Raw genomic sequence first — 19,699 nt, forward strand, 5'->3', positions numbered from 1 at the left:
CCGTAGGTGCAAGGAAGTGTGAAGCCACATTGGCGTGATCGCGTTGCAGCGACAAGGCACACATTTTCGGCATTTGTGCTTAACTGTTCCCTCGAAAACAGCAAACACCTGGCCATGCATATTCCTCTGGATCGCCTCAGCAGCACCCCTCTGGTTCAACAGCTCACCGAGCATCTGCGAGCCTGGATCGAGACCCAGCGCCTGCGCCCCGGCGCCCGCCTGCCGTCGATCCGCTCCTTGTCGAGCAACCTGGAGGTCAGCCAGTCCTGCGTCATCGACGCCTACGACCGGCTGGTAGCCACGGGTTGGCTGGAGGCGCGCCACGGTGCCGGCTTTTTCGTTGCCGAACGCAAGCCGGGGCTGATCCAGGAGGATGCCGTTGCCTGGGGAGACGCCATCGACGGCAGCTGGCGGCAGTTCGGTGAGGGTCACGAGACCCTGCTCAAGCTCGGTTGCGGCTGGCTGCCCAGCGCCTGGCATGCACGCGAAGCCTTGGCGCAGTCGATACGCCAGGTCAGCCGTGGCGACCCCGAAGACATGTTCCGCTACTGCCCGCCACTGGGGCTGGGCAGCCTGCGCCTGCAGGTGCACAAGCGCCTGTCGCAGCTGGATATCGCCAGCGCGCCCGAGCGGATCCTCACCACCCAGGGCGGCAGCCATGGCCTCGACCTGCTGGTGCGCACACTGCTCAAGCCCGGCGACACCGTGATCGTCGAACGCCCCGGCTACTACAACTTGTTCACCCTGTTGCGCCAGCACCAGGTGCGCATGCTGCCGTTGCCGCGCACACCCACAGGGCCTGACGTGCAAGCGCTCGAGCGGCTGCTGGCCGAGCATCGTCCGCGTTGCCTGTTCGTCAACAGCCTGTATCAGAATTCCACCGGCACCAGCCTCAGCCCCAAGACTGCCTACCGCCTGCTGGAACTGGCGCGCGAGCATGACCTGTGGATCATCGAGGATGACATCTACGCCGATTTCCAGGATGGGCCGGCGACGCGCCTGGCGACCCTGGACAGCGAGCAGCGGGTGATCTACCTGGGCAGCTTTTCCAAGACCCTGAGTAGCGCCCTGCGGGTCGGCTACATCGCCGCCGACGCCGAACTGATCGCGCAACTGGCGCAGTTGAAGATGGTGACCGGTATCGGCACCTCGCGCTTCGTCGAGCAGGTGATCGGGCAGATGCTCGCCAACGGCAGCTACCGCAAGAGCGTGCAGCGCTTGCGGCTGCGCCTGGCCCAGCACATGGCCAAGTTGCTGGGGCAGTTGGAGGCCTTTGGTTGGGAGGTGTTCTGTGAACCCTACGGTGGTATGTTCGTCTGGGCGCGGGTGCCAGGCCGGGATTTCGCCTGGTTGGACCGCCTGGCGTTGGAACATTCGGTGTTGCTCACCCCCGGCAGCGCCTTCGACTATCAGGGTGCTGATAGCGATTGGCTGCGAATCAATGTCGCCTACGGACAGGACATCCGCGCCCAGGCCTTCTTCGCGCACGCAGGGCGACCTGCAGTTAGCTGAAAGCGACAGGGTCATAGCTATTTGACACCATTCTGGCGTCAAGGCCTTGTTAGCGTGCCGGCCCGGTTGTCACTCTTGACCCTTCGCAAACACCTGCATGGGCGAGGGGAGCGGCGATGGAGTCGACCAAGCGCGGTAGTCTGGCCAACCTGGGCATGGCCCGAAAGCTGGGCCTGGGTTTCGCCCTGGTGCTGCTGCTGACCCTGGCGGTCGCGGCCATCGGTGTGTATGCCTTGCACAATGTCGGCCAGCGTTTCGACGGGCTGCGCCAGATGGGCGAGGTGAACACGGAACTGCTGCGCCTGCGTCAGCATGAACAGGCCTTCGCCCTGCGCTCGGACGTCAAGGAGGCCGAGGCCCTGCGTGCGGGCTTGCAGGCGTTGCTCGAACGCCTGCGCGGCCTGCCCGGGCTGGCCGCTGGCACGGCCGATCTCGAGGCTTATGGCAGGGCCTTCGATGCCTTCGTCGAGGCGGTGCAGGCCAAGGAGCTGGCGCTGGACACGGCAGGCTGGTCGGTTTCCAGCGTCGCCAACAACCTCGATGTGCTGCAGGCGGGCCTTGCGGACGATGGCGCCTATACCCTCAAGCAGTCCCAGGGCCAGCAGGGCAGCGAGTTCCTCGACCAGGCGGCGCAGGTGGCGCAGGTCTCGCGCTTGATGCTGCAGGCAATGGACGAGGCGCGGGTGCGCCTGGAGCAGGGGCGCAAAGGTGATGAGGCGGTGGCCCAAGGCCGCATTGCGCAGACCGTCGAGGCGGCGGGCTTGGTCGACCAGCTCAAGACGGCAGTCACCGACCCGGGCTACCAGGGCGTGCTGGCCGAGGTCGCCGGGCATATCGCGACCTTCTCCGACAAACTCAACGAATACACCGACGAATTGGCCAAGGAGCAGGGCACCAAGACCCAGCTCCAGGCCAGCGCCGAGCAGGTCACCACGCGGGTCGACCAGGCCTATGCCGCGCAGCAGGAAGCGATGCGCCAGGAGCTGCTGCGCAACGCGCTGGCCATCGCCATCGCCACGGCCCTGGCTTTGCTGGTGGGTATCGTTGCAGCCTGGTTGATCACCCGTGCCGTGGTCGGCCCGCTCAAGCGGGTGATCGCCAGCGCCCAGCGCATCGCGGCGGGAGACCTGCTTATCGAGGCGCAGGTGGCCGGTCGGGACGAGGTGGGGCAACTGACCCTGGCCATGCAGCAGATGGCTGCCGGGCTGTCGGGCATCGTCAGTGGTTTGCAGCAAGGCATCGAGCAGTTGGCCGGCAATGCCCAGGCGCTGTCGGCAGTGACCGAGCAGACCAACCGCGAGGTCGGCAGCCAGAAGGAGGAGACCGAGCAGGTCGCCACCGCCATGCAGCAGATGACCGCCACCGTGCACGATGTGGCGCGCAATGCCGAGGAAGCCGCGCAGGCTGCGCAGGATGCCGACGACAGGGTCGAGTCCGGCCAGCAGGTGGTGCGCCAGAGCATGCAGCGCATCGAGCAACTGGCCGAGGCTGCGGAAACCGCCAGCGCCGGCATCGACAGCCTGAGCGCCGAGATCCACACCATCGGCGATGTACTGGAGGTGATCAAGAGTGTCGCCGAGCAGACCAACCTGCTGGCGCTCAACGCGGCGATCGAGGCAGCGCGTGCCGGTGAGCAGGGGCGTGGCTTCGCGGTGGTCGCCGATGAGGTGCGGGCGCTGGCGCGGCGGACCCGCCAGTCGACCGAGGAGATCGAGCGCCTGGTGGCCAGCCTGCGCGGCAATGCCCAGCAGTCAGTGGCGCAGATTCGCGGCAGCACCGAGCTGGTGCGCATGGCCGTGGCCGATGCGCTGCACACCGAAAGCGCGTTGGGCAGCATCGCTTCGGCGGTATCGCTGATCCAGCAGATGAACCAGCAGATTGCGGCGGCGGCGGAGCAGCAGAGCTCGGTGGCCGAGGAGATCAGCCGCAGCGTCACGCAGATTCGCGGCAGCGCGGATCAGGCGGCGCTGGCGATGCAGGACAATGCGCGGTCGAGTGTGGAGCTGGCGCAGTTGGGGGATGAATTGAAGGGCATGGTTGGGCATTTCCGCTTGGGATGAGGCTGGCCTCTTCGCGGGCAAGCCCGCTCCCACAGAGGTTCAGCAGCATTCAATGCCTGCGCTGTACCTGCAGGCTTGCCCGCGAAGAGACTGATGCAGGCAACCGATAGCCTTTACCCCTTGCGCGGGCTCAGAATCATCAAGGTAATCACCCCCGCCACGATCCCCCAGAACGCCGAGCCGATCGAGAACAACGTCAGCCCCGAGGCCGTCACCATGAAGGTGATCAGCGCCGCCTCACGCTCCCGCGCCTCGCTCATCGCCACGCTCAACCCGTTCATGATCGAGCCGAACAGCGCCAGAGCCGCGATCGACAACACCAGCTCCTTTGGCAGCGCCGCGAACAGCGCCGCCAGGGTGGCGCCGAACACCCCGGCAATGCCGTAGAAGATCCCGCACCAGACCGCCGCGGTGTAGCGCTTGGCTGGATCTTCATGGGCGTGCGGGCCGGTGCAGATTGCCGCGCTGATCGCCGCCAGGTTGACCCCATGCGAACCGAACGGCGCCAGCAGCAGCGAGGCCAGGCCGGTCGCCGAGATCAGCGGCGAGGCCGGTACCTGGTAGCCGTCGGCGCGCAGCACAGCGACCCCGGGCATGTTCTGCGACGTCATCGCCACCACGAACAGCGGGATGCCGATGCTGATGGTCGCTGCCAACGAGAAGCTCGGCGTGGTCCACACTGGGCGGGCCACTTCCAGGTTGAAGTGGCTGAAGTCCAGAAGCCCCAAGGCACCGGACAGCGCCGTGCCGACCACCAGTGCAGCCAGCACGCAGTAGCGCGGCGACAGGCGCTTGACCAGCAGGTAGCTGAAGAACATGCCCAGCACCAGCAGGGTGCGGTGCTGGGCGGCGACGAAGATTTCGCTGCCGATCTTGAACAGGATCCCGGCCAGCAAGGCCGAGGCCAGTGATGCCGGAATCCGCCGTACCAGGCGCTCGAAGCTGCCGGTCAGCCCGCAGATCAGTACCAGCACGGCGCAGGTGATGTAGGCACCGATGGCCTCGCCGTAGCTGACCCCGCCAAGACTGGTGATCAGCAGCGCCGCCCCGGGTGTCGACCAGGCAATGGTGATCGGGGTGCGATAGCGCAGTGACAGGCCGATGCTGCACACTGCCATGCCGATCGACAGCGCCCAGATCCATGAGGAAATCTGCGCACTGGTCAGCCCGGCGGCCTGTCCGGCCTGGAACATCAGCACCAGTGAGCTGGTGTAGCCGGTGAGCATGGCGATGAAGCCGGCGACCACTGCCGAGGGCGAGCTGTCCGCCAGCGGACGCAGGCGCGTGGACGTAGCGTCGGTCATGGTGCATTCCTTGTGCATGTAGACTTTTTTGCAGCCTAACGCGGGCGGCGCCGATGTTTGCCATACAGCGACCATTGCATTTGGCCGTACAGTCCCCAACTATTGGGCGCTGACCTGCAACTGCACAGGAGGGGAGGGGCAATGTACAAGGTTTACGGGGATTACCAGTCGGGTAACTGCTACAAGGTCAAGTTGATGCTGAACCTGCTTGGCCGTCCCTATGAATGGCATCCGGTGGACATTCTCAAGGGCGAGACCGAAACCCCCGAGTTTCTGGCCAGGAACCCCAACGGCAAGGTGCCGGTGCTGGAGCTCGAGGACGGTTCCTGCCTGTGGGAGTCCAACGCGATTCTCAACTTCCTTGCCGATGGCAGCGAGTTCCTGCCCACCGAGCCGCGCCTGCGCACCCAGGTGCTGCAGTGGCAGTTCTTCGAGCAGTACAGCCACGAGCCCTATATCGCGGTGGCGCGCTTCATCCAGTTCTACCTTGGGCTGCCGGACGAGCGCCTCGAGGAGTACCGCAAGCTGCACAAGGGTGGCTACAAGGCGCTGAAGGTGATGGAGCGCCAGTTGCAGATGACGCCGTACCTGGTGGGCGAGCAGTACTCGATCGCCGATGTGGCGTTGTATGCCTACACCCACGTGGCGCAGCAGGGCGGTTTCGACCTGGCCGAGTATCCGGCGGTGAGGGCTTGGCTGGAGCGGGTCGCGAGCCATCCGCAGCATGTGCCGATGGTGGATTGATCCCTGCTGTAGCCGCGCTCAGACCGCGCCGAAGCGGTTTTCCAGATAGCCGATGATCGCTTTGGATTCATACATCCAGGTCACCTTGCCCTGTTCCTCGATACGCAGGCACGGCACCTTCACCCGACCACCACCTTCCTGCAGCGCCTGACGGTGCTGCGGGTCGTTCTTCGCATCGCGCAGGGCGACCGGCACGTTCAGACGGTGCAGGGCGCGGCGCGTCTTGACGCAGAAAGGGCAGGCGTGGAACTGGTACAGCGCCAGGCCCTTGGCCTGCTGCTCGACCTCGGCCTGGGCGGCGGCGTCGCGCTTGCGTTTGGCCGGACGGCTGATCCAGTCGCCGAACACGATGAGCTGGCCGAGGCCGACCCGCAGGGCTTTGACGATCATGGGCAACTCCTGATCTGTAGTGCAAAACGGCAAATAAAAAGCCGACCCCGAGGGGCCGGCCTGGCGCACGGTCCGATCACTTGATCAGACTGAGGAATTCGCTGCGCGTGGCGGCGTTGGCGCGGAACTCGCCGAGCATCACCGAAGTGATCATGCTCGAGTTCTGCTTCTCGACCCCGCGCATCATCATGCACATGTGCTTGGCTTCGATGACCACCGCAACACCAGCGGCGCCGGTGACCTGCTCGACCGCCTCGGCGATCTGGCGGCTGAGGTTTTCCTGGATCTGCAGGCGACGCGCATACATGTCGACGATCCGTGCCACCTTGGACAGCCCCAGCACCTTGCCCTTGGGCAGGTAGGCCACATGGGCCTTGCCGATGAACGGCAGCATGTGGTGTTCGCACATCGAGTACAGCTCGATATCGCGCACCAGCACCATTTCGCTGTTGTCGGACGTGAACAGCGCGCCGTTGGTGACTTCTTCCAGGGTTTGTTCATAACCGCGGCAAAGGTACTTCATGGCCTTTGCGGCCCGCTTGGGCGTGTCGAGCAGGCCCTCACGGGAGACGTCCTCGCCGATCTGGCTGAGGATCGCGGTGTAGTTCTGTTCCAGGGACATGGATCTACCTGTGGGAAAAAACGCAAAAACGAAGGTTACGGCGGCAAACGCGGCGCTGCAAGCGTGATGTCACTCGTCGCGACCGTCGAGCATGGTCCGCTTGAGCATCACGTACAGCGCGCCGGTGCCGCCATGGCGTGGCTGGCAGGAGACGAAACCGAGCACTTGCGGGTGCTGGCGCAGCCAGGTGTTGACGTGGCTCTTGATCATCGGGCGCTTGCCGTCGAGGCGCGCGGCCTTGCCGTGGGTGACCCGCACGCAGCGCACTTCCAGCTTGGTGGCTTCGGCGATGAAGGCCCAGAGCGTCTCGCGTGCGCGTTCGACCGTCATGCCATGCAGGTCGAGGCTGCCCTCGAAGGCGATCTGCCCGAGCTTGAGCTTGCGGATCTGGCCTTCCTGCACGCCGTCACGGCGCCACATCAGTTCGTCTTCGGCGCCGACGTCGATGACGAACTGGTCCGACATGCCGTCGACCACCAGGGGCTGGTCGCTGCGCACGGTGGCTGCCTGGCGCAGGCCGTCCAGTTGCTTGCGGTCTGCCTTGGGCTTGCCGACTTCGGCGCGGTCGTGGGCGATCGGCTTGACGCCGCGCACCTCGCTGCGGAAGAGGGAAAAGTCGTCGTCTTGCATGTGTGCCTCCACGTGGGCGGCGTATTCTACGCGATCGACCCTGCGTAGTCAGCAGCGGACCTGCAGGAGCGGGCTTGCCCGCGAAGGGACCCGCCCTGGCAGAAGCTCAATCATGTTTCTTCATCAGGTGCGGTGACAGATTCAGCTCCCGCCCACGGCGCAGGCGGATGCGGCTGCGCCGCCAGAAGCGCACACCCAGGTACAGCATCAGCAACCCGACCACCGTGAGAATGGCCGACAGGGGACGGTTGGCATTGAGTTCGGCCAAGGCCTGGTAGTTGCCCAGCAGGCCGGCGAGGCCGGCCATGGCCAGGAGAATGCCCAGGGTGGCAAGCAGGGCGGACAGGCCGGCCGCCAGGCGCGCGCCCCAGTTGCTCGGTTCGCGCGGGCGCAGGCGCTTGGCATCGAAACTGCCTTTGAGCTTCATTCCGTGTTCCTCGTTGGGTATCCGGAATTCGACCTGCGCCTGCCCCTTGGGTTCCGCCCGGCTGCCGGGCGGTTGCGCGTCAGATCAGGCTGGAGGTCGGGGCGACGCAGGCGAAGTTGTCGGCCATCACGGCCATTTCGCACTGGTGGATCTGCGCGGCCGGGATGACGGTATCCTTGAACGCCAGGTCTCGGGTGGCCGAGGCGTCTTCGACCAGGGTGCAGCGATAACCATAGTCCTTGGCGCGGCGCACGGTGGTGCTGACGCTGGAATGGCTCATGAAGCCGCAGACGATCAGGTCCAGATGGCCGAGGCGCTGCAATGTTTCGTGCAGCTGGGTGTTCTTGAAGGCGTTGGGCATGCGCTTCTCGATGACGATCTCGTCACCTTGCGGCTCCAGGCCCGGGATGAACTCGCCGGCCGGCCCCTGCGGGTCGAAGCGGCCACCGACGGTGCCCAGGTGGCGGACGTGGATGATCGGGCGACCGGCCTGGCGGGCAGCCTCGAGCAACCTGGCAATGTTCGCCACGGCCTCGTCCATGCCCGACAGCGCCAGCGGACCGCTCAGGTACTCTTTCTGCGCGTCGATGACGATCAAACTGGCTTGGCTCAGCCGGGCCGGCGGGTAGTCGCGGCCGGTGAGGCGGAACATCGTGGTTGGAACGGACATCAAGGGCTCCTTGGAAGGGCTTTTATCCCTCTATTCTCCCCTGCCTCGGCGCCAATGTGAATGGTTGACAACGCAGACAGCGTGATTACTGGCCTGTGGCTAGCCAGGCGGCATCCGATGGAACATTTCAGCCGGTGGACTGTTAGACTTTCGCCCAGTCTGAAAAGGAGTACTCCGTGATCACATCCCGCCTGCGCACCCTGCGCGACCACATCCGCTGGGCCGTCAGCCGCTTCCATGAGCATGAGCTGTTCTTCGGCCATGGCGCCGACAATGCCTGGGACGAGGCCCGCCTGCTGGTGCTCGGTGCCGTGCACCTGCCCTGGGAAGTGGCCGACAGCTACCTGGACTGCCAGCTGGAGGATGACGAGCGGGTGCGTCTGCAGCACCTGCTCAAGCGCCGTATCGAAGAGCGTGTGCCGACCGCCTATCTGCTGGGTGAAGCCTGGTTCTGCGGCATGTCGTTCATCGTCGACGAACGCGTGCTGGTGCCGCGCTCACCCATCGGCGAACTGATCGAAAAGCGCTTCGAGCCCTGGCTGGCCAGCGAGCCCGCGCGGATCCTCGACCTGTGCACCGGTTCCGGCTGCATCGGCATCGTGGCCGCCGACGTGTTCCAGGACGCCGAAGTGGTGTTGGCCGACCTGTCGTTCGAGGCCCTCGAAGTGGCCAACCAGAACATCGAGCGCCACGGCCTCGACCAGCGTGTGTTCACGGTACAGGGCGATGGCTTTGCCGGCCTGCCGGGCCAGCGCTTCGACCTGATCCTGTCCAACCCGCCGTATGTCGATGCCGAGGATTTTGCCGACATGCCGGCCGAGTACCACCACGAGCCCGAGCTGGGCCTGGCCTGTGGCAACGATGGCCTGGACCTGGTGCGGCGGATGCTCGCAGAGGCGGCCGATCACCTGACCGAGAAGGGCTTGTTGATCGTCGAGGTGGGCAACAGCCAGGTGCACGTCGAAGGGCTGTACCCGGAAGTGGACTTCACCTGGCTGGAGTTCGAGCGTGGCGGGCACGGCGTGTTCATGCTGACTGCGCAGCAGTGCCGTGACCACCAGGAGCTGTTCGCCTCACGCGTGTAAGGCGTCAGGTCGCGGGGCCTGCCCCGCGACGGCCGGTCAGCGGGTTGCGATCCAGATCAGCAGCCCGGCCTGGAACACGGCAAAGGCCACCAGGCAGGTGATGGTGAAGCGCAGGCCGCTGTCTTCGCGGCGGTACTTGGCCACGCGCTCGTCGCGCTCGCGCAGCTGCGCTTCCTTCTCCTGCAGTTTCTGTTCGGCCTGCTGCAGCATGGTCGCGGCTTCGAGCATGTCGACACGCTGCACCTTCTCGCTGCTCCAGGTGCCCTTGAGCTGGCCGACCGGGGTCTCCACGGTACGGGCCTTGAGCATCTGGCCGTCGGCATACTCCACTTCCAGGCCCACGCTGCGCAGCACGTGATCACGGCGCAGGCGCGAGTCTTCGTTGAGGGCGTCCTTGCTCGGCAGGGCCATGCCTTCGACCCGGTAGTGCGACCACTTGCGCTGCAGCCACTGCACCGCCTGGGCCAGCAGATAGCGGCCGAGACCGCGGTTCAGCGGCTCCAGTTGCAGACCGGCTTCGTCACCGATGCGCACCAGCCGCTGTTCATGATCGACCCGGATGTCGAGGTGATTCTGTTCCTTGCGCACTTTCTGGCCCGGCAACAGGATCTCCATGCGCAGCAGGCTGCCGGCCTTGTCGTGACGCTCGGCATGGCCGAACTGGACGAAGCGCAGCGGTCGCGCGCCGCTGTTGCGGTCGGTTGGCAACGGCGCCAGGCGCAGCAGCTGGAAATGCTCGGGGGCAAGGTCCGCCCAGGGCAGCGGGGCGCTTTCGGGCGGTTGTTCTTCGGTCGCCTCGGCGGCGGGGGCATCGGTCATCAGGCAATCCTCAAGTGCACGGGCCGGGTGATGTCATGGGCCTGCGCGCAGCGGCCGCTGCGCGACAAGGCTGTCTGCCATCACCGCCTCTTGCCCTGCGTTATCGGCAGCTTCGGGCAAGACCTGAGGGGTAAAGGTGTCAGGCGGATTGCACGCGGTGGATGAAGGCGACGATCCGCTCGCCCAGCTCATGGGCCAGGGGCAGGTCGGGATTGCTGTAGCTCTCGCGCTGCTGGCTCATCGCCCGCGGGCTGATGCGCAGCATGTGGTTCATGCCGTCGATCAGCACCAGTTCCGCGTCCGGCTTGGCTGCCTTGAGGCGCTCGGCATCATCGACCTCGACCTGTACGTCGTTGCGCCCCTGGACGATCAGCGCCGGAACCTGCAACTGCGAGAAGGCGGCGGCGGGGTCCTGGCGGAACAGCGAAATCAGGTACGGCTGCACGGTCGGGCGGAATACCTCGCGCAGCGGCGCCGGCACGTCGAGGCTGGTCTGCCCGGCCTGCAGGCGGTCGAGCAGGCTGTTGCCGCGTGCCAGTTGCGCCGCCGACAGACGCTGCGCCAGCTGTTCGCGCAGTACATCGGCGATCGGCCGACCGCTGCCGGCCAGGGTGATCACCGCACTGGCCCCGGCTTGCCGGGCGGCAAGGCTGGCGATCAGGGCGCCTTCGCTATGGCCGATCAGGATCACCGGGCCGAAACGCGGGTCGGCCTGCAGCTTGTGCGCCCATGCCACGACATCGGCAACATAGCCCTCGACGCTCAGGTCGCGCTCGTCGGGTGCCGCCGGCTGGCTGGCAGCGACGCCACGCTTGTCGTAGCGCACGCTGGCAATCCGTTCGCTGGCCAGCAGTTGGGCCAGGCGCTTGAGGTTGTCGATGCGCCCGGAGGCCGGGTTGTTGCCGTCGCGGTCGGTGGGGCCGGAGCCTGCGATGATCAGCGCGACCGGTGGCGGGGTGTCCTGCAGCGGCAGCAGCAGGCTGCCGTGCAGCACGCCGTGGCCGGTGTCCAGGTCGATGGGATGCTTGAGCACGGTGGGGGCGGCGGCCTGGGCCAGGCTTGCGCAGAACAGCAGGAGCAGGGCGACGATGCGCATCTTCGGATACTGCATGGGGAGATGTTCGATTGGACCTGTGGCGCAAACGAAGGTTCTCGTGATTTTTTTCGCAAACCCGCGGCTTTCCGTATACTGGCGGCCTCTTTCAAGTTCAGGCTGATTTTCGCGGAGCGTCCATGTCCGGCAATACCTACGGCAAGCTGTTCACCGTCACCACCGCAGGCGAAAGCCATGGTCCTGCGCTGGTCGCCATCGTCGACGGCTGCCCTCCGGGCCTGGAGATCTCCCTGGCCGACCTGCAGCACGACCTTGACCGTCGCAAGCCCGGTACCAGCCGTCACACCACCCAGCGCCAGGAGCCCGACGAAGTCGAAATCCTCTCCGGCGTGTTCGAAGGCCGCACCACCGGCTGCTCGATCGGCCTGCTGATCCGCAACACCGACCAGAAGTCCAAGGACTATTCGGCGATCAAGGACCTGTTCCGCCCGGCACACGCCGACTACACCTACCACCACAAGTACGGTATCCGCGACTACCGTGGCGGTGGCCGCAGCTCGGCGCGCGAAACCGCCATGCGCGTGGCGGCCGGTGCCATCGCCAAGAAATACCTGGCCACCCAGGGCATCCAGGTGCGCGGCTACATGAGCCAGCTGGGTCCGATCGAAATCCCCTTCAAGACCTGGGACAGCGTCGAGCAGAATGCCTTCTTCAGCCCCGACCCGGACAAAGTCCCTGAGCTCGAGGCGTACATGGATCAACTGCGCCGCGACCAGGATTCGGTCGGCGCGAAGATCACCGTGGTCGCCGAGGGCGTCATGCCGGGCCTGGGCGAGCCGATCTTCGACCGCCTCGACGCCGAACTGGCCCATGCCCTGATGAGCATCAACGCGGTCAAGGGCGTGGAAATCGGCGCCGGTTTCGCCAGCATCGCCCAGCGCGGCAGCGAGCACCGTGACGAACTGACCCCGCAAGGCTTCCTCAGCAACAACGCGGGCGGCATCCTTGGTGGCATTTCCTCCGGCCAGCCCATTGTCGCTCACCTGGCACTCAAGCCCACCTCGAGCATCACCGTGCCGGGGCGCTCCATCGATGTCGATGGCAACCCGGTGGATGTCGTCACCAAGGGCCGTCACGATCCGTGCGTGGGCATCCGTGCCACGCCGATCGCCGAGGCGATGATGGCGATCGCGCTGATGGACCACCTGCTGCGTCATCGTGCGCAGAACGCCGATGTGAAGGTCGACACCCCGGTGCTGGGCCAGCTCTGATTCAGCCAGAACCGGCCCCTTCGCGGGGCGAGCCCGCTCCCACAGGAGTGCCACATGCGATCCCTGTGGGAACGGGCTTGCCCGCGAAGAGGCCGGTACAGGTCCCCACAAGGCCCTCTCATGCACCCCATTCCCTACTGGCGGCTGTCGAGCTTCTACCTCTGCTACTTCGCCCTGCTCGGTGCCACAGCCCCCTTCCTGGCGCTCTACTTCGACCACCTGGGCTTTTCCCCGGCACGCATCGGCGAGCTGGTGGCGATCCCCATGCTCATGCGCTGCATCGCTCCCAACCTGTGGGGCTGGCTGGGTGATCGCAGCGGCCACCGCCTGCTGATCGTGCGCCTGGGTGCGCTGTGCACGCTGGCGACCTTCTCGCTGATCTTCTTCGCCAAGAGCTACGCCTGGCTGGCGCTGGTCATGGCGCTGCACGCGTTCTTCTGGCACGCGGTACTGCCGCAGTTCGAAGTCATCACCCTGGCCCACCTGCACAGGCAGACCTCACGCTACAGCCAGGTGCGGTTATGGGGCTCGATCGGTTTCATTCTCACCGTGGTCGGCCTGGGGCGCCTGTTCGAATGGCTGAGCCTGGACATCTACCCGCTGGCGATGGTCAGCATCATGGCCGGCATCGTCGTCGCCAGCCTGTGGGTGCCCAACGCGCAGCCGGTCGAGCATGCTGAACGTCCTGCGGCGGGGGGCTTTCTCAAGCAACTGGCGGCGCCGGGCGTTCTCTCGTTCTACCTGTGCGTGGCGCTGATGCAGCTCAGCCATGGGCCGTACTACACCTTTCTCACCCTGCACCTGGAGCACTTGGGCTACAGCCGCGGCGCCATCGGCCTGCTGTGGGCCCTGGGGGTGGTTGCCGAAGTGCTGATGTTCATGCTGATGAGCCGCATCTTCGCGCGCTTCCCGGTGCGCCGCGTGTTGCTGGTGAGTTTCCTGCTGGCGGCGCTGCGCTGGCTGCTGCTGGGCAGCCTTGCCGAGATTCCGGCGGTGCTGATCTTCGCCCAGTTGCTGCATGCGGCCACCTTCGGCTGCTTCCATGCCGCCTCCATCGCCTTCGTGCAGTCGAGCTTCGGCGCGCGTCAACAGGGTCAGGGCCAGGCGCTGTATGCAGCGCTGTCCGGCACCGGCGGTGCCTTGGGCGCGCTCTATTCGGGCTACAGCTGGAAATGGCTCGGCCCGCAGTTCACCTTTGGTATGGCAAGCGTCGCAGCCTTGGCGGCAGCCGTTATCATTGCCCTTCGTTCGCAACAGACCAGGAACAGCCCCTGATGAGCATTCTCAGCGTTTTCCACTCCAGCAGCCCACAGCTGCCGAACAAGGTGCTGACCCACCACGAAGACATCGCCGCGACCCTGGCCGAGCAGGGCGTGCAATTCGCCCGCCGCCCGCACGGGCTGCGCATTCGCCCGGGCAATGCCCAGGCGCAGGTGCATGACGAGGCGGGGGGCTGGATCGATGCATTGATGACCGAGCATGGCTGCCAGGCGCTGGCGCTACTCGACTGCGACGGTGGGCAGGCGCAGGAAAATGACCTGCGCGAGGAGCATGTGCATGACGCCGTTCAGGTATTCGCGCTGATCAGTGGTCGCGCCCAGCTCAGCCTGCGCCTGGGCGAGCAGGTGTTCGCGGTGCTGTGCGAACAGGGCGATGTGGTGGTGGTGCCAGCGGCGACGCGGCGCTGGATCGACCTGGGGGATACGCCGTTCTGCCTGGCTGTGCAGTTGTTCGGCTCGCCGCAGGGCGTGCGTTTCACCGGTGACGCACAGGCCCGCGAATATGCCGGAATGAGCGAGCTGTGAGGTCGTGAATGGATCGCGGGGCAATCCTCTTCCCACAGAATCCTTTCGTGGAAGGAGGATTGCCCCGCGAGACGGCAGCCTCTGTCAACGATAGGTCGGCAGGGCAAAACGTTGCTGGCTTTGCAGCATGGAGATCACCGGCAATTCGCTGGCCTGCTCGGCCAGGTCGCGGCGGATGGCGCTGATCGCCCAGGACAGCTGTTCGGCGCTGTGCAGTTGCGCATAGGACAGCACGCGGCGGGTCACGGTACCGTCGGCGGCGCGCAGGGTCAGCAGAACACCACCATCCGGACGGGATTTGGTGTCGACCTGGTAGGCAGCGAAGACCGAGGCGAATTTTTCCTGGATGAGGTCCATATCAACTCCTGACGTGTAGGTTTGGCAGACATGAGTTGATGGTTGCAGTGACCGTGCCAAACTGTGTCTTATTATAAAATTCTTATAAATCAATAGTTTAAGTTGCTATCTACATTTCTCCCCCGTGCATTGTGCATGGTCGTGCAATTTGCACAGTGCAATTTGCAAGGTCATAGACGCCGCCTTTCGGGCTCATAGAATCTGAACCTTTGCCGGGCAGCGCTGGCCTGACAGAAAATTGGGTCATCAAACATGCCAGGAGGTTCCAGATGTTCGACCAACAGCCCGTCGCCATGACCGCAGAAGAATCCGCCGCGTTCGCCGAAGAAGTGTTCGACCGTGCCCGCCGCGGTGACGCGGCGATGCTCGAGCGCTTGCTCGACGGCGGCCTGCAGGCCAACCTGCGCAATCACAAGGGCGATACCTTGCTGATGCTGGCCAGCTACCACGGTCATCACGAGGCGGTGAAAGTGCTGCTGGCCCATGGTGCCGACCCTTTGATTGCCAATGACAACGGCCAGCTGCCGATTGCCGGTGCGGCCTTCAAGGGTGACCTGGACATGATCCGGCTGTTCGTGGAGCACGGTGTGCCGGTGGATGCCGCAGCCGTGGATGGCCGTACTGCGTTGATGCTGGCGGCGATGTTCAACCGTGGCGAGATTCTCGACTACCTGCTGGCCCAGGGCGCCGACCCGACGCGCCAGGACGCCCGCGGCGCCACCGCGCTGGTGGCGGCGCAGATGATGGGCGCCAGTGAAGCGGCCGCCCGCCTGCAGGCGCTGGCCGGCTGACACCCCGGGGGGTATCCTTGGCGCCTTTTTCGCCATTCGCCAAGCAGGGCCCCCCATGAAAAACCAGTTGCTCGAATTCATCAGCCTCATCGGCGCCGGCTGCCTGCGCGAGGACGACATCGAGCGCATCGCCGACGAGGCCGCCCAGGCCTACGCCGACCCTGCGGCCTTCCTGGCCGCCAACCCCGATATCAACTACGACGACAGCTTCCCGATCCCGCTGGGCGAATGGGTCGTGCTCGGCAGCCTGCCGGACACCGTGGTGTTCCAGGCCGACAGCTACCAGGACCTGTTCCAGGCCATCAGCGACTCGTTCGACAAGAGCGTCCCCTTTACGCTCAAGGCCAAGCAGCTGGCGCGCACCGAGCCGCTGACCGCGCTCAATCGCATCCAGGTGCAGATGGGCGCGCTGAACAAAGAGGCCGGCGGCTACGTGCTGCTGAACTTCAGCCAGTTGCTCGACGATGAGTTGCAGATGGTGATGGTCGGCCAGCAGGACCTGGCTCGTGTGCTGGAGCTGGGCGCCGAGCTGGGCATCAAGGTGGAACCTGCACTGGAAGCCTTGAAGGTCGCGGTACATGTCTGACCCATCGGTGCGCTGCAGCTGACGCCTGCAGCGACCGTTCAGCCCAGCGCAGTATCCAGGAACATCATCACCGCAAAGCCGCCCATCAGCCCCAGCGTGGCCGAGGTCTGGTGGCCATTGCGGTGGGTTTCCGGAATCACTTCGTGCGACACCACGAAGATCATCGCCCCGGCCGCCAGACCCATGCTGATCGGGTAGGCGAGGGCGAAGCCGGTGGAGATGCCCAGGCCGATCACCGCACCCAGCGGCTCCATCAGGCCCGAGCCGATCGCCACCAGCGCCGCCTTGAAATTCGACAGCCCCGTGGCACGCAGGGCCATGGCCACGGCCAGGCCTTCGGGAATGTCCTGGATTGCGATGGCGCTGGTCAGCGGCAGGCCGATGCTCATGTCGCCGTTGGTGAAGCTCACGCCGATGGCCATGCCCTCGGGCAGGTTGTGCAGGGTGATCGCCAGCACGAACAGCCAGACCCGGTTGATGCGCTCGGCGTCAGGGCCGCAGCGTCCGGTGCTTTCATGCTCGTGCGGGGTGAAGCGGTCCAGGCCGAGCATCAGCAACACGCCCAGGGCCATGCCCAGGACCACCACGGCGGCGGCCGCCGGACCGCTACCGGTGATCTCGCGGGCTGCATCCAGGCCCGGCAGGATCAGCGAAAACGAGCTGGCGGCGAGCATCATCCCGGCGGCAAAGCCGAGCATCACATCCTGGCTGCGTGCGCTGACATCACGCAGCACCACGGCCAGCACCGCGCCCAGCGCCGTGGCGCCGAAGCCCGACAACCCACCGAGCACCGCCAGGTGCAGGTTTTGCGAATGGTCGCCGTTGACCGCATTCCACAGGCTGGCGCCCAGCAGGAAGATGATCGCCAGCAAGCTCAGCCCCAGGCCCGCACTGAGCCAGGGGGTGTTCAGGACCTGTTGGCGCCAGGCATCGAACAGCGAGGGTGGTGTGGCACTGTGGGTATGGGCAGGGGGCATGGCAACCTCGAAAGCGGTGAATGACTGCAGTCTATCCAGTGACCCGTGGCGCCGGCTAAGGATTCCCTTCTATCGCCCTTATAGCCGACTATGCTCAGCCACATGAATACACACGCAGGAGCTGCAGCATGGGGTCCACCTTCAATGGCCTGGTCGGCTTGATCATCCTTGCCCTGGACATCTGGGCGATCCTCAACGTACTCAAGAGCGGCAGCGAGGTGGGAATCAAGATCCTGTGGATTCTGCTGATCCTGCTGTTGCCGGTGCTGGGCCTGATCATCTGGGCCATCGCCGGCCCACGGGGGAACCTGCGCTTCTGACCGTCCATCGTGACAAAATTTTCACACAGCATTAACCAAACTCCGCGCCGCACATTTAATGTATGGGCCCTTGCCGGCGATGGTCCGGCACAGGACTGCGAGGCCGCGTCAGCGCCTTTTTCCAACCCCTGAAACCCTAGGATCCTCCCTTTCATGGCCAACACGGATGCCTTGAAGCAACGGGCCTCGTCGGCACCGTTCTCGCCGACCCTGAAATCGCACCTCGCCTATACCTTGCTCAGCGCGCTGCTGATCATGCTGATGCTCAGCCTGGTGCGGCTGGCGTTGCTGGTCTACAACAGCGACATGATCGGCGACACCCCCTATGCGACGGTGGCCGAAGGCTTCATCAACGGCCTGCGTTTCGACCTGCGGGTGGTGGTGTACCTGAGCATTCCGCTGCTGCTGGCCATGAACAGCCCGTGGGCCATGGCCCGGCGTGGCTTCTTCCGTTTCTGGCTGACCGTCACCTCGAGCATCGTGATGTTCCTCGGGCTGATGGAAATGGACTTCTACCGCGAGTTCCACCAGCGCCTGAACGGCCTGGTGTTCCAGTACATCCAGGAAGACCCCAAGACCGTCATGAGCATGCTCTGGTACGGCTTCCCGGTGGTTCGCTACCTGCTGGCGTGGCTGGTCGGCACCTGGCTGCTGAGCCTGCTGTTCAAAGGTATCGACCGCCTGACCCGCGGCGGCCAGGGCAGTGGCCAGCTCGTCGGGCAGCGCCGCGTCGCACCCTGGTACGGACGCCTGGCGGTGTTCATGGTCATCCTGCTGGTGGCGGTGGTCGCCGCCCGTGGCACCCTGCGCCAGGGGCCGCCGATGCGCTGGGGCGATGCCTTCACCACCGATTCCAACTTCGTCAACCAGTTGGGCCTGAACGGTACGCTGACCCTGATCGACGCGGCCAAGAGCCGTTTCGGCGAAGACCGCGCGAACATCTGGAAGCCCGTGCTGGAAACCGGCGTCGCCCAGCAGAGCGTGCGTGACCTGCTGCTGACCCCCAACGACACGCTGGTCGATGCCGACCAGGCGGCGATCCGTCGCGACTTCGTGCCACCGGCCGGCAACACCCTGCCGATCAAGAACGTGGTGGTGATCCTCATGGAAAGCTTCGCCGGCCACTCCGTGGGCGCGCTGGGCAGCCCGAACAACATCACCCCGTACTTCGACAAGCTGGCCAAGGAGGGTCTGCTGTTCGACCGCTTCTTCTCCAACGGCACCCACACCCACCAGGGCATGTTCGCCACCATGGCGTGCTTCCCCAACCTGCCGGGCTTCGAATACCTGATGCAGACCCCCGAGGGTGGCCACAAGCTCTCGGGCCTGCCGGCGCTGCTCAGCGCCCGTGACTACGATGATGTGTACGTCTACAACGGCGATTTCGCCTGGGACAACCAGTCCGGGTTCTTCGGCAACCAGGGCATGACCACCTTCATCGGCCGCAACGACTTCGTCAACCCGGTGTTCTCCGACCCGACCTGGGGTGTGTCCGACCAGGACATGTTCGATCGTGCCAACCAGGAACTGGCGCACAACTACGGCAAGAAGCCGTTCTATGCCTTGCTGCAGACCCTCTCCAACCACACCCCTTATGCATTGCCCAAGGACCTGCCGGTGGAGAAGGTCACAGGCCAGGGCCGGCTTGACGAGCACCTGACTGCCATGCGCTATTCCGACTGGGCGCTGGGGCAGTTCTTCGAGAAGGCGCGCAAGGAACCGTACTTCAAGGAGACGCTGTTCGTGATCGTCGGCGACCACGGCTTCGGCAACCACCAGCAGGTCACCGAGCTGGATCTGGGCCGCTTCAACGTGCCGTTGCTGCTGATCGCCCCGGGTATCCAGGACAAGTTCGGTGCGGTCAGCCACACCGTCGGTACCCAGGTCGACATCGTGCCGACCATCATGGGTCGCCTGGGTGGCGAGACCCGTCACCAGTGCTGGGGCCGCGACCTGCTCAACCTGCCGGCCGGTGACCAGGGCGTGGGCATGATCAAACCCTCGGGCAGCGAGCAGATCGTCGGCCTGGTCCAGGGCGATCACATCCTCATCGAATCCAAGGACATGACCCCGCGCCTGTACCGCTACCAGCTGGGTCGCGAGTTCAAGGCCGAGCTGATCGAAAGCCCTGAGCAGCCGGCCATGCTCAAGAATCTCGAGGCCTACATCCAGACGGCGACCAAGAGCCTGCTGGACAACACCGCCGGTGTGATTCACGGCAAGCCTGAGTAACGGCTGCCCGCGTACGAGGCCGCTTCCACACTGACCGCGCAAG

21 protein-coding genes and 1 pseudogene are annotated in these 19,699 nt (G+C 65.1%); 12 read left to right on the top strand and 10 right to left on the bottom strand.

Annotated elements, in window-relative coordinates; genetic code table 11:
* Window positions 1–114 precede the first annotated feature (114 nt).
* The 3 genes and pseudogenes from AC1TXO_RS07860 to AC1TXO_RS07870 all read left to right on the top strand — a co-directional run bounded on the left by AC1TXO_RS07860 (window position 115) and on the right by AC1TXO_RS07870 (window position 3,572).
* Window positions 115–1,512 carry an aminotransferase-like domain-containing protein gene (locus AC1TXO_RS07860; protein WP_486405788.1) on the top strand — a complete coding sequence of 466 codons (1,398 nt, stop codon included), beginning with the start codon at window positions 115–117 and terminating at the stop codon, window positions 1,510–1,512.
* Between the two features lie 971 nt (window positions 1,513–2,483).
* Window positions 2,484–2,660, top strand: a pseudogene (locus tag AC1TXO_RS07865) (hypothetical protein); the annotation flags it as partial.
* A gap of 204 nt (window positions 2,661–2,864) precedes the next feature.
* A complete protein-coding gene (locus AC1TXO_RS07870; protein ID WP_486406813.1) occupies window positions 2,865–3,572 on the top strand; it encodes a methyl-accepting chemotaxis protein in 708 nt (235 codons plus the stop codon).
* A gap of 113 nt (window positions 3,573–3,685) precedes the next feature.
* Here the strand turns inward: AC1TXO_RS07870 and AC1TXO_RS07875 are convergent, their stop codons facing one another.
* On the bottom strand, window positions 3,686–4,876 hold the full coding sequence (locus tag AC1TXO_RS07875) for a benzoate/H(+) symporter BenE family transporter (RefSeq protein ID WP_486405789.1): 1,191 nt from the start codon (window positions 4,874–4,876) through the stop codon (window positions 3,686–3,688).
* Window positions 4,877–5,017: 141 nt separating this feature from the next.
* Here AC1TXO_RS07875 and AC1TXO_RS07880 point away from each other — a divergent pair, with 141 nt between their 5' ends.
* Window positions 5,018–5,620 (top strand): glutathione S-transferase family protein, encoded by a 603-nt coding sequence (locus AC1TXO_RS07880; protein ID WP_486405790.1) that lies wholly within the window; start codon window positions 5,018–5,020, stop codon window positions 5,618–5,620.
* Window positions 5,621–5,638: 18 nt separating this feature from the next.
* Here the strand turns inward: AC1TXO_RS07880 and AC1TXO_RS07885 are convergent, their stop codons facing one another.
* The 5 genes from AC1TXO_RS07885 to AC1TXO_RS07905 all read right to left on the bottom strand — a co-directional run bounded on the left by AC1TXO_RS07885 (window position 5,639) and on the right by AC1TXO_RS07905 (window position 8,359).
* Complete coding sequence (locus AC1TXO_RS07885; protein WP_486405791.1) at window positions 5,639–6,010, bottom strand: glutaredoxin family protein; 372 nt, start codon at window positions 6,008–6,010, stop codon at window positions 5,639–5,641.
* 76 nt (window positions 6,011–6,086) lie between these two features.
* Complete coding sequence (gene folE, locus AC1TXO_RS07890; RefSeq protein WP_486405792.1) at window positions 6,087–6,632, bottom strand: GTP cyclohydrolase I FolE; 546 nt, start codon at window positions 6,630–6,632, stop codon at window positions 6,087–6,089.
* Between the two features lie 69 nt (window positions 6,633–6,701).
* Window positions 6,702–7,262: a Smr/MutS family protein gene (locus tag AC1TXO_RS07895; RefSeq protein ID WP_486405793.1), complete on the bottom strand. Its 561-nt coding sequence runs from the start codon at window positions 7,260–7,262 to the stop codon at window positions 6,702–6,704.
* A gap of 106 nt (window positions 7,263–7,368) precedes the next feature.
* Window positions 7,369–7,689, bottom strand: a complete 321-nt coding sequence (locus tag AC1TXO_RS07900; RefSeq protein ID WP_486405794.1) for a hypothetical protein — start codon at window positions 7,687–7,689, stop codon at window positions 7,369–7,371.
* Between the two features lie 79 nt (window positions 7,690–7,768).
* Window positions 7,769–8,359, bottom strand: coding sequence for a cysteine hydrolase family protein (locus tag AC1TXO_RS07905; protein ID WP_486405795.1), 591 nt, complete (start codon window positions 8,357–8,359; stop codon window positions 7,769–7,771).
* 176 nt (window positions 8,360–8,535) lie between these two features.
* On the opposite strand from AC1TXO_RS07905, the gene prmB reads away from it, so the two are divergent.
* Window positions 8,536–9,444: a 50S ribosomal protein L3 N(5)-glutamine methyltransferase gene (prmB, locus tag AC1TXO_RS07910; protein WP_486405796.1), complete on the top strand. Its 909-nt coding sequence runs from the start codon at window positions 8,536–8,538 to the stop codon at window positions 9,442–9,444.
* A 36-nt stretch (window positions 9,445–9,480) separates the two neighbouring features.
* On the opposite strand, the gene AC1TXO_RS07915 is transcribed toward prmB, so the two are convergent.
* Together AC1TXO_RS07915 and AC1TXO_RS07920 are read right to left on the bottom strand one after the other, a co-directional pair.
* Window positions 9,481–10,263 (bottom strand): hypothetical protein, encoded by a 783-nt coding sequence (locus tag AC1TXO_RS07915; protein WP_486405797.1) that lies wholly within the window; start codon window positions 10,261–10,263, stop codon window positions 9,481–9,483.
* Window positions 10,264–10,402: 139 nt separating this feature from the next.
* Window positions 10,403–11,374, bottom strand: coding sequence for an alpha/beta hydrolase (locus AC1TXO_RS07920; RefSeq protein WP_486405798.1), 972 nt, complete (start codon window positions 11,372–11,374; stop codon window positions 10,403–10,405).
* Window positions 11,375–11,496: 122 nt separating this feature from the next.
* On the opposite strand from AC1TXO_RS07920, the gene aroC reads away from it, so the two are divergent.
* From aroC to AC1TXO_RS07935, 3 genes are all read left to right on the top strand, one after another.
* On the top strand, window positions 11,497–12,588 hold the full coding sequence (aroC, locus tag AC1TXO_RS07925; RefSeq protein ID WP_486405799.1) for a chorismate synthase: 1,092 nt from the start codon (window positions 11,497–11,499) through the stop codon (window positions 12,586–12,588).
* A 120-nt stretch (window positions 12,589–12,708) separates the two neighbouring features.
* A complete protein-coding gene (locus AC1TXO_RS07930) occupies window positions 12,709–13,863 on the top strand; it encodes an MFS transporter (RefSeq protein WP_486405800.1) in 1,155 nt (384 codons plus the stop codon).
* Window positions 13,863–14,393: a cupin domain-containing protein gene (locus tag AC1TXO_RS07935; protein ID WP_486405801.1), complete on the top strand. Its 531-nt coding sequence runs from the start codon at window positions 13,863–13,865 to the stop codon at window positions 14,391–14,393. Before AC1TXO_RS07930 ends, AC1TXO_RS07935 begins: the two co-directional genes overlap by 1 nt.
* Window positions 14,394–14,477: 84 nt before the next feature.
* Here the strand turns inward: AC1TXO_RS07935 and AC1TXO_RS07940 are convergent, their stop codons facing one another.
* Window positions 14,478–14,750, bottom strand: a complete 273-nt coding sequence (locus AC1TXO_RS07940) for a DUF3509 domain-containing protein (RefSeq protein WP_486405802.1) — start codon at window positions 14,748–14,750, stop codon at window positions 14,478–14,480.
* Between the two features lie 269 nt (window positions 14,751–15,019).
* Here AC1TXO_RS07940 and AC1TXO_RS07945 point away from each other — a divergent pair, with 269 nt between their 5' ends.
* Window positions 15,020–15,541: an ankyrin repeat domain-containing protein gene (locus AC1TXO_RS07945; protein WP_486405803.1), complete on the top strand. Its 522-nt coding sequence runs from the start codon at window positions 15,020–15,022 to the stop codon at window positions 15,539–15,541.
* A gap of 55 nt (window positions 15,542–15,596) precedes the next feature.
* On the top strand, window positions 15,597–16,127 hold the full coding sequence (locus AC1TXO_RS07950; protein ID WP_486405804.1) for a hypothetical protein: 531 nt from the start codon (window positions 15,597–15,599) through the stop codon (window positions 16,125–16,127).
* A 38-nt stretch (window positions 16,128–16,165) separates the two neighbouring features.
* On the opposite strand, the gene AC1TXO_RS07955 is transcribed toward AC1TXO_RS07950, so the two are convergent.
* Window positions 16,166–17,104 carry a ZIP family metal transporter gene (locus tag AC1TXO_RS07955; protein ID WP_486405805.1) on the bottom strand — a complete coding sequence of 313 codons (939 nt, stop codon included), beginning with the start codon at window positions 17,102–17,104 and terminating at the stop codon, window positions 16,166–16,168.
* Window positions 17,105–17,232: 128 nt separating this feature from the next.
* On the opposite strand from AC1TXO_RS07955, the gene AC1TXO_RS07960 reads away from it, so the two are divergent.
* Together AC1TXO_RS07960 and AC1TXO_RS07965 are read left to right on the top strand one after the other, a co-directional pair.
* Complete coding sequence (locus AC1TXO_RS07960; RefSeq protein ID WP_486405806.1) at window positions 17,233–17,424, top strand: PLDc N-terminal domain-containing protein; 192 nt, start codon at window positions 17,233–17,235, stop codon at window positions 17,422–17,424.
* Window positions 17,425–17,577: 153 nt separating this feature from the next.
* Window positions 17,578–19,656: an LTA synthase family protein gene (locus AC1TXO_RS07965; protein ID WP_486405807.1), complete on the top strand. Its 2,079-nt coding sequence runs from the start codon at window positions 17,578–17,580 to the stop codon at window positions 19,654–19,656.
* The last annotated feature ends 43 nt before the right edge of the window (window positions 19,657–19,699 follow it).

The sequence above is a fragment of the Pseudomonas sp. FA117 genome, from assembly GCF_057370475.1.